Genomic DNA, 14,305 nt, shown 5'->3' on the forward strand with positions numbered 1-14,305 from the left:
GCAGTACTCTAGGCTTAATCCCTGTGAAGACATTGCGTAGAAATTATCTCCATAGACTTACTCAATGTTTTCATCGCCCCCGGTATTACAGGGGACTTGCTTTAACAGATTAAAAGGAAGGCCTAAGATGAAACAATTAACAGAACGTGATATTGAAATGGTTAATGGTGCAGGTTGGTCGGAAGATGTTAATAAAGTTGCCGATCGCCTATCAAGCTTTGGTCAGGACGCGGTAAGTGACACCAGTAATGCGGTGAACAAGGCGTATTCACAAATTTCCGATGGTCTCGCTAAAGCACAGAACTATCTGACAACCTAGTTTTCAGTCTTAAAGGTTAATCAGAGTAATTCGAGCCCCCATTTATTTGGGGGCTTTTTTATTGTCGCTCAAAACTGACGTAATATCACACGCCTGTTTTTGTTTTCTCACTTTTCACCATGCTGTTCTTCAGCTTGCCGATAAGCTCGCGGCGAAAATCACCGAGTTTCGGTTTATCGCCTTCCAGCCACGGCAGCGGACGGCATAACTCCATGGTTTTGATGCCCAGACGCGCGGTCAGCAAACCGGCCCCGATCCCTTGTGCAGCACGGGCAGAAAGCCGGGCGGCCAGATCCTGTGACATCCAGTCCATACCCACCTCACGCACCAGCTCAGATGCGCCGGCGAACGCCATATTGAGCAATACCAGACGGAACAACCGGATACGGCTGTAATAGCCGAGTTCAATGCCATAAAGTACCGCGATGCGGTTGACCAGTCGCAGGTTACGCCAGGCAATAAATGCCATATCCACCAGAGCCAGCGGGCTGACGGCAATCATCAGCGCGGATTCGGCGGCTGAATGACTGATTTCACGCCGTGCCTGCACGTCGAGAACCGGCTGAACCAGACGGGCATACAGTTCGACCACTTCGCGGTCATTCTGGGTTTCATGCAGTGAGGCCTTCCAGCGTTGCAACGCCGGATGGCTGTTATCCAGGCCAGCCTGTGCTGCCAGTTTTTCGCAGAATGCACGCCCCTGCCCTAACCCGTGGCTGTGCATTAATTCGCGTGCCGTATCGCGCTCACTGGCCCGCTGACGCAGGCGGTACAAACGCCGCCATTCGGTGGCAACAGACCCCACGCCAGCGACAATAATCAGCCCACCTGCGGTGCAGGCACCGAGCGCCACCCAGTCCTGTTGGATCCAGGCCTCATGAACCCGTTGCATGCCCTGTGCCACGACGCTGATACCCAGCACCGCCACGCCGAGGCGCACAATTTTGCCCCATAAACTGCGGCGGGGTTTCAGCGCGCGGTTAAGCACCGCTTCGGCTTCGCCCTCCTCCTGATGTTCATCTGTCTCGGCGGTAACCGGAATAAAGCGCTCTGAAATCTGCGCGTCAAAGGCCACAGCCGGTTTGATCAGCGGCTCCGCCGGCGCTGTTAATTCCGTTTCAAAATCGATACGCGGTTTTATCGGTTCGCTCATCGCATTTTATCTCCCAGTAAAAACTCCATCACCGCATCCAGACGGATGTGCGGCAACGGGGTGTCCACACTCATTTCGCGCGGACGAAACTCGTCAAAATGAAAACCCTGTTTTTGCCAGAACGCATGCCCCGGCAGGCGCGCAGGCACTTCGCCGGGGAACACGGTCAGCGGCGCACCATCCTGTAACCGGTGTCCTTTCAGCGCGGGCAAACTTTGCCCCTGATATTCCACCATGCCCGTTTCCGTCGCCTGTACCGAAGCCAGCCCGGCGCAATCCATGCTAATGCCTTCGAACGCAGCATTCTGCCAGGCTTCCTGCACCAGTTGCTGTAACAGTGATACCAGATTAGCGTGCTGATCGCCGGTGATGTGGTCGGCTTTGGTGGCGGCGAACATCAGTTTATCGATGCACGGATTAAACAGACGGCGGAACAGCGTACGTTTACCGTAGTGAAAACTTTGCATCAGCTGAGTCAGTGCCAGGCGCATATCGTTAAACGCTTGCGGCCCGCTGTTGAGCGGCTGCAGGCAATCGACCAGCACAATCTGGCGGTCGAACTTCACGAAGTGATCTTTATAAAAACCCTTCACAATGTTCTGGCAGTAATAATCGAAACGTGTGCGCAGCATACCAAAATTGCTGTTTTTATCCGCCTGTGCCAGCTGCGCATCCGAATAACGATTCAGCTCGGGCCACGGGAAAAATTGCAGCGCAGGCGCACCGGCCATATCTCCCGGCAAAACAAAACGCCCGGGCTGGATAAAATGCAAACCTTCGTTTTTGCAACGCACCAGATAACCGGTGTAAGCCTGGGCAATCGCGCCGAGCAAATTTTCATCCGCCGGTGCCAGCGGATCGCATTTTTCGCACAGCGTCAGCCACGGCTTTGCCCATTCTGCGCGATCGCCCTGTAACAGCCCCGCCATCTGGCGCGACCAGTCGGAATAATTTTGCTCCAGCATCGGCAGATCCAGCAGCCATTCGCCAGGATAATCGACGATCTCCAGATAGAGCGTGGAGGTATCTTTAAAGTGACGCAGCAGGGAATCATTGGAGCGGTAACGCAGCGCCAGGCGGATTTCGCTGACGCCGCGTGTGGGCGTGGGCCACGCAGGTGGCGTGCCATAAAGTGATGCCAGACCTTCGTCATAGGTAAACCGCGACACGCCCAGATCACGTTGGGGGACGCGTTTCACACCGAGCAGCCGCTCTTCGCGGGCCGCCGAAAACAGCGGTAAGCGGGCGCCGCTGTGCATGTGTAATAGCTGGTTAACGAAAGCGGTAATAAAAGCGGTTTTGCCACTGCGGCTTAAGCCGGTGACAGCCAGCCGCAGATGCCTGTCCATGCCGCGATTGATCAGTGAACTAAAGTCGCTTTGTAGTCTTTTCATTGCTCTCCCTGGCGTAGCGCCCAAACAGCGCGGTCAAAATACGTTTGAATAACGGTTCTAATAATAGTGCTAAAACATACCGTAGTGGCCCTTTTCCCACTACGCCCAGCACACGCGCCGCCAGCCCGGCAGGGCCAAAAGTCAGCGCCAGCGTCATCATAACGCTGAAAATTTTCGAAAACAGGCTGCGCTTACCCGGCAGCGAGGAATTCAGGGAACGGGTCATAAAGATTCCTTCAGCGGGAGGTGAGAGGGAAAATGGCAGCCGGAGCCATGTCCGGCGGCCAGAGGCAAGGCGGTGAAAATGATTAAAGCTGGCGGAACCGGCTACGTACACCGAAAGTTTCCGAAGTCACATAGCGTTCGACCTGGCGTAAACGTTGCTCGCTGGCTTTCAGTTCACGGTCAGCCTCTTCCAGCAAATTTCTCGGCGATGGCGCAGTTTCCTCCTCATATTCACTGGCCGGTACAGGATCCAGCACGTAGCTGAGAATGATGTACGCCACCAATGTGAACATGAACAACCCAAAGAAAACCGACAGTACAGCCATAATACGCAGCAGTTTTACCGGCACGCCCAGATAGTGCGACAACCCCGCCAGCACACCTTTTACCACGCCCTCTTCCGGCACACGGTACAACTTTTTATCAGACAGGCGATTCGCCATTATGATTGCCTCCAGCCCGGATGTTCGGCATCGAGTATTTCTTCCAGCGCCTGAATGCGTTCACGCATACGCTGCGCCTCATGGGTCAGACTGCTGAGATTTTGCATCTCATGCTGACTGAGCTGACTGCCATTTTGCTGCCGATTGCTGTAGTGAAGCCACAACCAGACGGGCGCCACGAATAAGACGAAAATGGTCAGCGGGATGGCTAAGAACAGGAAGCTCATTACATCACTCCTAGATTTTGATGAGTCTTATTAATTTGTTAACCCTGCCCAACCTGCCGGTGAACAGGCAGGTTGGGTAGCAAATATTACGCGTCCGGAGTGCTGTTCATTTTCGCTTTCAGGGCAGCAATCTGTGCGCTGATTTCATCGTCGGCTTTGAGTTCAGCGAATTGCTGATCCAGCGATTTCTTTTTACCGATGCTGACACTTTCTGCTTCCGCTTCCATATGATCTATACGGCGTTCAAACTGCTCAAAACGCGCCATGGCTTCATCAATTTTACCACTGTCAAGCTGACGGCGAACGTCACGGGAAGACGCCGCAGCCTGATGACGTAAGGTCAGCGCCTGCTGGCGGGCACGGGTTTCGGTCAGTTTGCTTTCCAGCTCGCCAATTTCTGACTTCATCCGGTCCAGGGTTTCTTCTACCACGGCCACTTCGTTTTTCAGCGTAGTGACTAACTCGGACAATTTTTGCTTTTCGATCAACGCCGCACGCGCCAGATCGTCTTTATCTTTACGCAGCGCCAGTTCAGCTTTGTCCTGCCATTCAATCTGCTGGGATTCACCCTGATCGATACGGCGGATCAATTGTTTCTTTTCTGCCAGCGCACGGGCCGAGGTAGAACGCAGCTCCACCAGCGTGTCTTCCATTTCCTGAATCATCAGACGAACCAGTTTTTGCGGATCTTCTGCTTTATCCAGCAAGGTATTGATGTTGGCGTTAATGATGTCAGCGAAGCGAGAAAAAATACCCATAATCGAAATTCCTCTTTGTTTCTGTTTGGTTTCCGGCCAAATGATTACCGGTTAAAGCCGCAGGTGATTTTTTCACTGCAGTGATAAACCTATATCAGGATCCGTGCCAACTTTTTTAAATTATTATCTGCATGAATAAATTGAATTTTTCAGCGTTGCCTCTGCTATGCTTATTTTTCGGGATGACGATTTTCACTAAGTGTTAGTGTTTTTCACCACACAAGGAAAGCCAAATGACGGATAACACAGACAATTTACTTGGCGAAGCCAACGCCTTCATTGAGGTGCTGGAACAGGTTTCACAACTGGCGAAGCTGAACAAGCCGGTTCTGGTCACCGGCGAACGCGGCAGCGGTAAGGAACTGATCGCGCATCGTCTGCATTATCTTTCACCCCGCTGGCAGGGGCCGTTTATTTCACTTAACTGTGCGGCGCTCAATGAAAACCTGCTGGATTCTGAACTGTTCGGCCATGAAGCAGGCGCGTTTACCGGTGCGCAGAAACGTCATCTCGGGCGCTTTGAACGTGCGGATGGCGGCACGTTATTTCTTGATGAACTGGCGACAGCCCCCATGCTGGTACAGGAAAAACTGCTGCGCGTGATCGAATACGGTCATCTGGAACGCGTCGGCGGCAGCCAGCCGTTGCAGGTGGATGTCCGTCTGGTGTGTGCGACGAATGATGATTTGCCGAAGCTGGCCGCTGAAGGGAAATTCCGCGCTGACCTGCTTGACCGGCTGGCGTTTGATGTGGTGCAATTACCGCCCCTGCGCGAACGTCAGCAGGACATCATGTTACTGGCCGAACATTTTGCCATCCAGATGTGTCGTGAACTTTCCCTGCCTTTATTTCCCGGATTTACAGAGTACGCCCGGGAGACGCTGCTGACGTATCAATGGCCGGGCAATATCCGTGAGCTGAAAAATGTGGTGGAACGTTCGATGTACCGCCATGGCACCAGTGATTTTCCGCTTGATAATATCATTCTGAACCCGTTCACACCGCGCAACGGCGTTGCGGAACCGGCTGATGACAGTAAGCACGAAAACCTGCCGACACTGCCGCTGGATATTAAGCAATGGCTCACCGGGCAGGAAAAAAATCTGATCGGACAGGCTTTGCGGCAGGCGCGGTTTAATCAGCGTAAAGCCGCTGAGCTGCTGAACGTGACGTATCATCAGTTACGCGGGATGTTGAAGAAACACGGGATACAGGTGAACTCGCAGGAAGCGGCTGAATAACAGGCAAAAAAAAGCCAGCACCCGAGCTGGCTAAGTCATACTGGAAGCAATGTGAGCAATGTCGTACCTCGCGATTAACGTCCCTGGCGGGGCATTTCTCGTCCGGTGAAAAGATGATAATGGTTCTCAGTATCGTCTGTAAAGTACTTTGTTGAGAATATTTCTCATTACCACAATGACATTATGGCTACTTATTGAACAACCCTACCCTCCCTAAGGACTACCATGCCGGGAACGGATCAGCCATGTTCACCCAGTGTTCAATACCTTCTGCCATCTGTTCTTCGCTAAGCAGGCACGCATCCAGCCGCCGGATAATCTCTTCTTTATTCATGTGCTGACCGATAAAGACCAGTTCCTGTCGCATATCTCCAAACGGCTCTACCCATTTTTCCAAAATGTGTTCACGGGTTTCATCATCCTTCGGCCAGTCGCTTTCCGGCAGAGAACGCCAGAAAATACCTGCCATGCCATAACGCGCAATCCCCCCCGCCTGACTCCATTGGCCGGCAAAACGCGGACGTGACGCCAGCCAGAAAAAGCCTTTGGAGCGCAGTAAAGTGCCGCCGCCCCAGTCACCATGCACCACGCGGTAAAATTTATCCGGATCAAACGGCCTGCGCGCGGTGTAGACAAAACTGCTGATGCCGTACTCTTCAGTCTCCGGTTTATGTTCACCCCGTAACTCTTTCAGCCAGCCCGGCGCCTGTTGTGCTTTGGCGAAATCAAACCGGTGTGTATTCAGCACGGTGTCCAGCGGCAGGCTGCCAGGGGAAATCGGAATAATGTGCGCATCAGGATTGAGGCTTTTCAGCAACGCAATCACTTCGCGCTGCTGCCGGCTGTCGAGAAGATCGGTTTTACTCACCAGCAACACGTTACAAAACTCTATCTGGTCGATGAGCAGATCCGTCACGCTGCGCTCATCGTCCTCACCGAGACTTTCACCGGCCTCCTGCACACTCCGTGCTTCCTGATATTGCTGCATAAAGTTGACGCCATCAACAACAGTCACCAGCGTATCCAGCCGCGCAAACTGCGACAAACTTTCACCGTTTTCATCTTCAAATGTGAACGTTTCTGCCACCGGCAGCGGTTCTGAAATACCACTCGATTCAATCAGCAGATAATCAAAACATCCGGCCTGTGCCAGCCCGCGCACTGAAATCAGCAAATCTTCCCGCAACGTACAACAGATGCAGCCGTTGCTCATTTCCACCAGTTTTTCCTGCTGACGGTCAAGGGTAATTTCGTTAGTGATCAGCGCGGCGTCAATGTTCACCTCACTCATATCATTGACGATAACCGCCACACGCAGTCCCTGACGGTTGTTCAGAATGTGGTTGAGAACGGTAGTTTTGCCTGCGCCAAGAAAACCGGACAGCACGGTAACGGGGAGTAAGGACATCATTAACCTCATCGCGAGAACAGTGCAGGAATTTTTCGCCTGCGTTTATTGTTATAATATAACATAACAATAGCATGCCGATTTCAAGGGTTTTATTTACAGATGGCCAGTTTTTGCGCGAAGTGCCGCAGGATCATGCGCTGATTTGCTCAATGGATTGGGGTACCTGGCAGAGTACGATACACTGACGGTATTGCACCTTAACTTTGAAGCCTTTATGCGCCGTCTAACTTTGTGGATGCTTTTACTGAGCGGCTTGTCCACTGCAGTCTTTGCTGAAACTGCCCCAACACACGCCAGCCCGTCAGAGGTCAGTGCGCCGGTGAAAGATATTCGCCAGAGCGGCTTTGTCTATTGTGTTAACGGCATGGTCAATACCTTTAACCCGCAGAAAGCCAGCAGCGGGCTGATTATTGATACGCTGGCCGCACAGTTATACGACCGCCTGCTGGATGTTGATCCTTATACCTATCGCCTGATCCCCGAACTGGCGCAAAGCTGGGAAGTGCTGGATGATGGCGCAACCTACCGTTTTCATCTGCGCAAAGATGTGCCTTTCCAGAAAACCGGCTGGTTTTCGCCATCGCGTAAAATGAATGCCGACGACGTGGTGTTCAGCTTCCAGCGCATTATCGACCCGAATAATCATTACCATGCTGTAAACGGTGAGGAATACCCGTATTTTGACAGTCTGCAGTTTGCCCGGGCGGTGAAAAGCATCAAAAAACTCGACGACTATACTGTCGAGTTTCGTCTGAATAATCCTGACGCGTCATTCCTGTGGCATCTGGCGACACACTACGCACCGGTGCTTTCCGCTGAATATGCCGCGAATTTGACAAAATCCGGCAACGAAGAAGAGATTGATCGCCAGCCGGTCGGCACCGGCCCGTTCCAGTTAGGCGAATATCGCACCGGCCAGTATGTACGCCTGGCGCGCAACGGTCAGTACTGGAAAGGGACGCCGCGCATGTCGCAGGTGGTGATTGATATGGGCGTTGGCGGCACCGGGCGTTTGTCGAAACTGCTGACCGGTGAATGTGATGTGCTGGCCTATCCGGCAGCCAGTCAGCTGTCCATATTACGTGAGGATCCGCGTTTGCGTCTCTCCCTGCGTCCGGGGATGAACGTTGCGTATCTGGCTTTTAATACCAACAAAGCCCCGCTCAATGATCCGCGTATCCGTCAGGCAGTCGCGCTGTCGATCAACAATCAGCGCCTGATGCAGTCCATATATTACGGCACTGCTGAAACCGCTGCGTCTATTCTGCCGCGTGCGTCCTGGGCTTATGACAGCAACGCGCAGGTGACGGAATACAATCCGGATAAAGCGAAACAAATCCTTAAAGACCTCGGACAGGAAAACCTTAATCTGCAGTTATGGGTGCCGACGGCGTCACAGTCATTTAACCCCAGCCCGCTGAAAACCGCTGAACTCATTCAGGCAGATTTGGCGCAGGTGGGGATTAAAGTGACGATTGTCCCGGTCGAGGGACGTTTCCAGGAAGCAAAGCTGATGGAGATGAATCACGACCTGACGTTATCCGGCTGGTCAACAGACAGTAATGACCCGGACAGTTTCTTCCGCCCGATGCTCAGTTGCGCAGCGATTCATTCGCAGACCAACTATGCTCACTGGTGTCACCCGGAATTTGATGAATTGCTGCGTCAGGGGTTGCTGTCACAACAACTTTCTCAGCGCATTGAGTTTTATCAGCAGGCGCAAAAGATACTTGAGCAGGAGCTGCCGGTGTTGCCACTGGCCTCTTCCCTGCGCCTTCAGGCTTACCGTTACGATATTAAAGGGCTGGTATTGAGCCCGTTTGGCAACTCCTCTTTTGCCGGCGTGTTTCGTGATGATGAAAAGAGCCGTGATGACGAAGGAAGGAAAGCCCCATGATCATTTTTACGCTACGCCGTATTTTGCTCCTGCTGGTCACGTTGTTTTTTCTCAGTCTGGTGGCCTTCAGCCTGAGTTATTTCACGCCGAATGCGCCACTGCGCGGTGCCTCTTTATGGGATGCCTACCGCTTCTATTTTGCGGGTCTTTGCCAGTTTGATTTTGGTGTGTCGAGCATCAACGGCGAAGGCATCACTTATCAGCTGAAAGCGGTTTTCCCGGCCACGATTGAACTGTGCGTTCTGGCCTTTGCGCTGGCGTTAGTCGTCGGCATCCCGCTTGGCATTCTGGCGGGAGTGATGCGCGGAAAATGGACGGATGTGGCCATCAGCAGCATCGCCCTGCTCGGTTTTTCCATCCCGGTGTTCTGGCTGGCGGTGCTGCTGATGCTGTTCTTCTCGCTGCAACTGGGCTGGCTGCCGGTCTCCGGTCGGCTGGATTTACTCTATCAGTTGAAAACCGTCACCGGCCTGACGTTGGTTGATGCATGGCTTTCTGATTCGCCATACCGCCATGAGATGATCATGAGCGCTATCCGCCATATGATTTTACCGATCGCCGCACTGGCCGTTGCACCGACGACTGAAGTGATCCGCCTGATGCGCATTTCTACCGATGATGTGCTGGAAAAAAACTACGTGAAAGCTGCCGCAACCCGGGGTTTATCACGCTTTACGATTATCCGTCGTCATGTATTACACAATGCATTGCCACCGATCATCCCAAAACTCGGCCTGCAATTTTCGACCATGCTGACACTGGCGATGATTACCGAAGTGGTGTTTAACTGGCCGGGCATCGGACGCTGGCTGATTAACGCCATCCGTCAGCAGGATTATGCGGCGATTTCAGCCGGTGTGATGGTCGTTGGCTCGCTGGTCATTGTGGTCAATGTGCTTTCAGACATTCTGGGTGCACTGATGAATCCATTGAAACATAAGGAATGGTATGCCCTTCGATAATGTATACCGCGAAAAACAGGTTCCGAGCCCGCTGCGCCACACCTGGGGGATTTTCTATCGCGACACGCTGTCGATGATTGGTTTCTACGGTGTGCTCGGTTTGTTATTGCTGTGCATATTTGGCCATTTATTAGCCCCTTACGCGCTCGATCAACAATTTCTTGGCTATCAGCTGTTGCCGCCATCCTGGTCACGCTACGGCAATGTGTCGTTCTTTCTTGGCACAGACGATCTGGGGCGTGATTTACTTAGCCGGATGTTAACCGGCGCGGCACCGACGATTGGCGGCGCGCTGCTGATCACGCTGGCCGCATCATTATGTGGCGTCATTGTCGGTGTGCTGGCAGGGATCAGCCGTGGCCTGAAATCGGCCATTCTGAACCATATTCTCGATACACTGCTGTCGATCCCTTCCCTGCTGCTGGCAATTGTCGTGGTCGCGTTTATTGGCCCGAAGCTTGAACATGCGATGCTGGCGGTCTGGCTGGCCCTGTTGCCGCGTATTTCCCGTACCATTTACAGTGCCGTGCATGATGAACTGGAAAAAGAATATGTGGTTGCCGTGCGTCTCGATGGGGCCTCTACCTGGCAAATCCTGCGTTTTGCCGTTTTGCCGAATATTGTCGCGGTGCTGGCCACGGAATTTACCCGTGCCCTGTCTATGGCGATTCTGGATATCGCCGCGTTAGGTTTTCTGGATCTGGGCGCGCAACTGCCTTCACCGGAATGGGGTGCCATGCTCGGCGATTCGCTGGAACTGGTGTACGTTGCGCCGTGGACAGTCATGCTGCCGGGTGCCGCCATTCTTATCAGCGTGCTACTGATCAACCTGCTGGGTGACGGTGTGCGCCGGGCGATTAACGCGGGGGTGGAATAATGCCGTTACTCGATATCCGCAATCTGACCATCGAATTTATGACCGCCGAGGGCCCGGTCAAAGCCGTCGACCGCGTCAGTATGACGCTTAACGCCGGTGAAATTCGCGGGCTGGTAGGGGAATCCGGTTCGGGTAAGAGCCTGATTGCCAAAGCGATTTGTGGCGTTACCAAAGATAACTGGCGTGTGACGGCTGACCGTATGCGCTTTGATAACATCGACCTGTTGCAACTGACGCCCCGTGAGCGGCGCAAACTGGTCGGGCAAAACGTGTCGATGATTTTCCAGGAGCCGCAGTCCTGTCTGGATCCTTCGGAAAGCATTGGCCGCCAGCTGATTCAGGCGATCCCCGGCTGGACCTATAAAGGCCGCTGGTATCAGCGCTGGAAGTGGCGGAAAAAACGCGCCATCGAACTGCTGCACCGCGTCGGCATTAAAGATCACAAAGATATTATGGCAAGTTATCCGTATGAGCTGACTGAAGGCGAATGCCAGAAAGTGATGATCGCCATCGCGCTGGCAAATCAGCCACGCTTGCTGATTGCTGATGAGCCGACGAATGCCATGGAGCCGACTACGCAGGCGCAGATTTTCCGTCTGCTGGCGCGGCTCAATCAGAACAATAACACCACCATTTTGCTGATCAGTCATGATCTGCAAATGATGAGCAAATGGGCGAACCGCGTCAATGTGCTGTACTGCGGGCAAACTGTTGAAAGTGCGGTGTGTGAAGAACTGCTGGCCTCGCCACATCATCCTTATACACAGGCACTGATCCGCGCGATGCCGGATTTCGGCCGTTCATTACCGCATAAAAGCCGTCTGAATACCTTGCCGGGTGCCATTCCTTCGCTGGAACATTTGCCGATTGGCTGCCGCCTGGGACCACGTTGCCCTTACGCGCAGAAAAAATGCATTGAAACGCCGCGTCTGCGTCTGGCTAAAACCCATGCGTATGCCTGCCATTTCCCGCTGAACATGGAGGAGCAATAATGGGCGAAACTCTGCTCGAAGTCCGTAATCTGAGCAAAACGTTCCGTTATCGCACCGGACTGTTCCGCAAGATGAATCTCGAGGCAGTGAAACCGGTCAGTTTTACACTGCGCGAAAAACAAACGCTGGCGATCATCGGCGAGAATGGTTCGGGCAAGTCGACGCTGGCTAAAATGCTTTCCGGCATGGTCGAGCCAAGCGGTGGCGAAATTCTCATTGATGAACATCCGCTGGCGTTTGGTGATTATCGCTTTCGCAGCCAGCAAATCCGTATGATTTTCCAGGATCCGAGCACCTCACTTAATCCGCGTCAGCGTATCGGACAGTTACTTGAAGCGCCACTGCGTCTGAACAGCGAAATGGATGCACAACAGCGCGAACAACGCATCAACGAGACGTTGCGGCTGGTCGGGATGCTGCCCGATCATGCTAATTATTATCCGCATATGCTGGCGTCCGGTCAGAAACAACGCGTGGCACTGGCGCGCGCGCTTATCCTGCAACCCAAAGTCATCGTGGCCGATGAGGCACTGGCGTCTCTGGATATGTCAATGCGTTCGCAAATCATCAATATGATGCTCGAATTACAGGAAAGACAGGGCATCTCGTATATCTATGTGACTCAGCATCTGGGCATGATGAAACACATCAGCGATCAGGTACTGGTGATGCACGAAGGCGAAGTGGTGGAGCGTGGGAATACGGCCGAAGTGCTGGCAGCACCGCTGCATGACCTGACCAAACGGTTGATTTCCAGTCACTTCGGTGAAGCGCTGACGGCTGATGCCTGGCGTCGGGACGGTAATTAATCCCTCTGCAGGGTAATAGACGGGCAGATTCTCCCCCTAAACGGTGTCAGGAAACTGTCACCGTTTTCTTTTTATGCAAATTCACCCCCTTCTATTCCTTTTAGATATGATTTATCGCTTAACATTATTTTATATCGACAGCGGTATCGGCAACGATAGGGTCTGATAATTTGCCTGAGTAACAGGCTTGAAGAAAGGACCCGTTCATGGAACAACAACGCAAGGCCGCACACAGCGGCTGGTATCATGAAACACAATCCAGCCAATATGGTCATCTTCCGCTCGATCCCCACGCTGCGTTGGTACAGGATCGCTTTCTGCTGGGCCTTGATGCTCAGCTCGACCCGACGCTTCGCCAGTTGCTTAATGAACGCCAGCGACTGCTTCGGGCATCCCGGACCTGTTATGAGGTGCTGTTTCCTGACACGCTGAAGGTTTCGCGTACTGAAACACTATCATTGTATGACCGTCTCAGTAGTGCTCTGACAGTGGCACAGGTCACCGGCGTACAGATACTCTGTAGCCATTACGCTGCCCGACTCGCTCCGCTACCCAGCCCTGATGCCTCCCGTAAAAGTAACATCCGCCAGACCCACATTACCCAGTTCGCACGACTCCTTGCTACCCAGCCAACACTGATTACGGTGCCGATGTTGCATCAGCTTTATGATGTCGGTTTCAGCACGCGCGATATCGTGACCTTTACGCAGCTGATTGGCTTTGTCAGCTATCAGGCGCGCGTTCTGGCGGTTCTTAATGGTTTACGTGGACGCGCTGCCGCCGTCTTGCCGGGGTTTCCTTCACCGGAAGGATGTGAGCAAAAAGGATTTTCACTCGCAATGTTGCAATGGACGTCACGATTACCTGAAGTGGTGCCGGAAGATGCCAGCCAGCATCAGCAGGATGTGCTGGATTTAATCGCACCTGATGCCCGCTCTTCGTCTTTCTATACTTTGCTGGTACATGATGCCGACGCGCTGAGCGAATTTTCTGCAGTATTTAACAATATTATGCAGGCAGGTGCGGATCCGGTCGCTACATGGCGTGAGCTGGCTGCCGTCACCACGTCACAGCTGAACGGTTGTTTGTATTGCGCCGGGATCCACGGCCGTTTGTATCTCGAGGCGGGCGGTAATGAGAGGCTGATTAATGATTTATTCACAGAAAATCACCGTGATGATGCCATCGATACGCTGTCGAAAAATCTGCAAGACAAAAAAGAGGCTGCCTTGCTGGAGGCGGTGGTCACCCTGACACGGACGCCGGAACGTTTTGATGCGCGCCAGCTGCATGGTTTGTCTGATGCCGGGTATTCAGCAACACAATCTCTGGATATTCTGCTGACAACGGCACTGTTCAGCTGGTCAAACCGGCTGATTCAGACGCTGGGCGATACCCTGAATCAATAGTCCTCCTTTTTACTCTCCTTGTACCCCCTCATTCCGGCAGGATATTCACCTGCCGGTGATGCCAATTGTAAACCCCTGCACCACCTAACCGGCATAAGTCGTATTAATCTTATTTTCAATCGGAAATTTAGTGTTAAAACGAGAAGCTGATCACATTACACTGTGCGGCGTTGCGGGTAGATCTCCAG

Annotated in this window: 15 protein-coding genes; 8 read left to right on the forward strand and 7 right to left on the reverse strand. The window is 53.0% G+C overall.

The features are described from left to right. Positions 1-127 precede the first annotated feature (127 nt). The gene (locus J1785_RS11240) at positions 128-319 is read left to right on the forward strand and encodes a chemotaxis protein (protein WP_129951662.1); all 192 of its coding nucleotides are present in this window, start codon (positions 128-130) and stop codon (positions 317-319) included. Positions 320-404: 85 nt separating this feature from the next. Here J1785_RS11240 and J1785_RS11245 read toward each other — a convergent pair whose 3' ends face one another. The 6 genes from J1785_RS11245 to pspA all read right to left on the reverse strand — a co-directional run bounded on the left by J1785_RS11245 (position 405) and on the right by pspA (position 4,519). Next, positions 405-1,472, reverse strand: coding sequence for a YcjF family protein (locus J1785_RS11245; protein WP_129951663.1), 1,068 nt, complete (start codon positions 1,470-1,472; stop codon positions 405-407). Next, a complete protein-coding gene (locus J1785_RS11250) occupies positions 1,469-2,866 on the reverse strand; it encodes a YcjX family GTP-binding protein (protein WP_217219418.1) in 1,398 nt (465 codons plus the stop codon). Before J1785_RS11250 ends, J1785_RS11245 begins: the two co-directional genes overlap by 4 nt. Beyond that, complete coding sequence (locus J1785_RS11255) at positions 2,841-3,092, reverse strand: phage shock protein PspD (protein WP_129951665.1); 252 nt, start codon at positions 3,090-3,092, stop codon at positions 2,841-2,843. Before J1785_RS11255 ends, J1785_RS11250 begins: the two co-directional genes overlap by 26 nt. Before the next feature lie 82 nt (positions 3,093-3,174). Continuing rightward, complete coding sequence (pspC, locus tag J1785_RS11260) at positions 3,175-3,534, reverse strand: envelope stress response membrane protein PspC (RefSeq protein WP_217219419.1); 360 nt, start codon at positions 3,532-3,534, stop codon at positions 3,175-3,177. Further along, positions 3,534-3,761 carry an envelope stress response membrane protein PspB gene (gene pspB, locus J1785_RS11265; protein ID WP_129990422.1) on the reverse strand — a complete coding sequence of 76 codons (228 nt, stop codon included), beginning with the start codon at positions 3,759-3,761 and terminating at the stop codon, positions 3,534-3,536. The genes pspC and pspB overlap by 1 nt, the downstream gene beginning before the upstream one ends. 86 nt (positions 3,762-3,847) lie before the next feature. After that, positions 3,848-4,519: a phage shock protein PspA gene (pspA, locus tag J1785_RS11270; protein ID WP_129951668.1), complete on the reverse strand. Its 672-nt coding sequence runs from the start codon at positions 4,517-4,519 to the stop codon at positions 3,848-3,850. A 233-nt stretch (positions 4,520-4,752) separates the two neighbouring features. On the opposite strand from pspA, the gene pspF reads away from it, so the two are divergent. After that, positions 4,753-5,760, forward strand: a complete 1,008-nt coding sequence (gene pspF / locus J1785_RS11275) for a phage shock protein operon transcriptional activator (protein WP_217219420.1) — start codon at positions 4,753-4,755, stop codon at positions 5,758-5,760. 220 nt (positions 5,761-5,980) lie between these two features. On the opposite strand, the gene zigA is transcribed toward pspF, so the two are convergent. Further along, on the reverse strand, positions 5,981-7,168 hold the full coding sequence (zigA, locus tag J1785_RS11280) for a zinc metallochaperone GTPase ZigA (protein ID WP_217219423.1): 1,188 nt from the start codon (positions 7,166-7,168) through the stop codon (positions 5,981-5,983). A 217-nt stretch (positions 7,169-7,385) separates the two neighbouring features. Here zigA and sapA point away from each other — a divergent pair, with 217 nt between their 5' ends. The 6 genes from sapA to J1785_RS11310 all read left to right on the forward strand — a co-directional run bounded on the left by sapA (position 7,386) and on the right by J1785_RS11310 (position 14,117). Continuing rightward, positions 7,386-9,068, forward strand: a complete 1,683-nt coding sequence (gene sapA / locus J1785_RS11285; protein WP_217219421.1) for an ABC transporter substrate-binding protein SapA — start codon at positions 7,386-7,388, stop codon at positions 9,066-9,068. After that, positions 9,065-10,030: a putrescine export ABC transporter permease SapB gene (gene sapB / locus J1785_RS11290; RefSeq protein WP_129951671.1), complete on the forward strand. Its 966-nt coding sequence runs from the start codon at positions 9,065-9,067 to the stop codon at positions 10,028-10,030. Before sapA ends, sapB begins: the two co-directional genes overlap by 4 nt. Next, on the forward strand, positions 10,017-10,907 hold the full coding sequence (sapC, locus tag J1785_RS11295; protein ID WP_129951672.1) for a putrescine export ABC transporter permease SapC: 891 nt from the start codon (positions 10,017-10,019) through the stop codon (positions 10,905-10,907). Before sapB ends, sapC begins: the two co-directional genes overlap by 14 nt. Next, positions 10,907-11,899: a putrescine export ABC transporter ATP-binding protein SapD gene (gene sapD, locus J1785_RS11300; RefSeq protein WP_129951673.1), complete on the forward strand. Its 993-nt coding sequence runs from the start codon at positions 10,907-10,909 to the stop codon at positions 11,897-11,899. The genes sapC and sapD overlap by 1 nt, the downstream gene beginning before the upstream one ends. Continuing rightward, a complete protein-coding gene (gene sapF, locus J1785_RS11305; protein ID WP_129951674.1) occupies positions 11,899-12,708 on the forward strand; it encodes a putrescine export ABC transporter ATP-binding protein SapF in 810 nt (269 codons plus the stop codon). Before sapD ends, sapF begins: the two co-directional genes overlap by 1 nt. A gap of 206 nt (positions 12,709-12,914) precedes the next feature. Further along, positions 12,915-14,117, forward strand: coding sequence for a CMD domain-containing protein (locus J1785_RS11310; protein WP_217219422.1), 1,203 nt, complete (start codon positions 12,915-12,917; stop codon positions 14,115-14,117). Positions 14,118-14,305: the final 188 nt, after the last annotated feature.

Source organism: Rahnella perminowiae (assembly GCF_019049755.1).
Lineage (GTDB): Bacteria > Pseudomonadota > Gammaproteobacteria > Enterobacterales > Enterobacteriaceae > Rahnella > Rahnella perminowiae.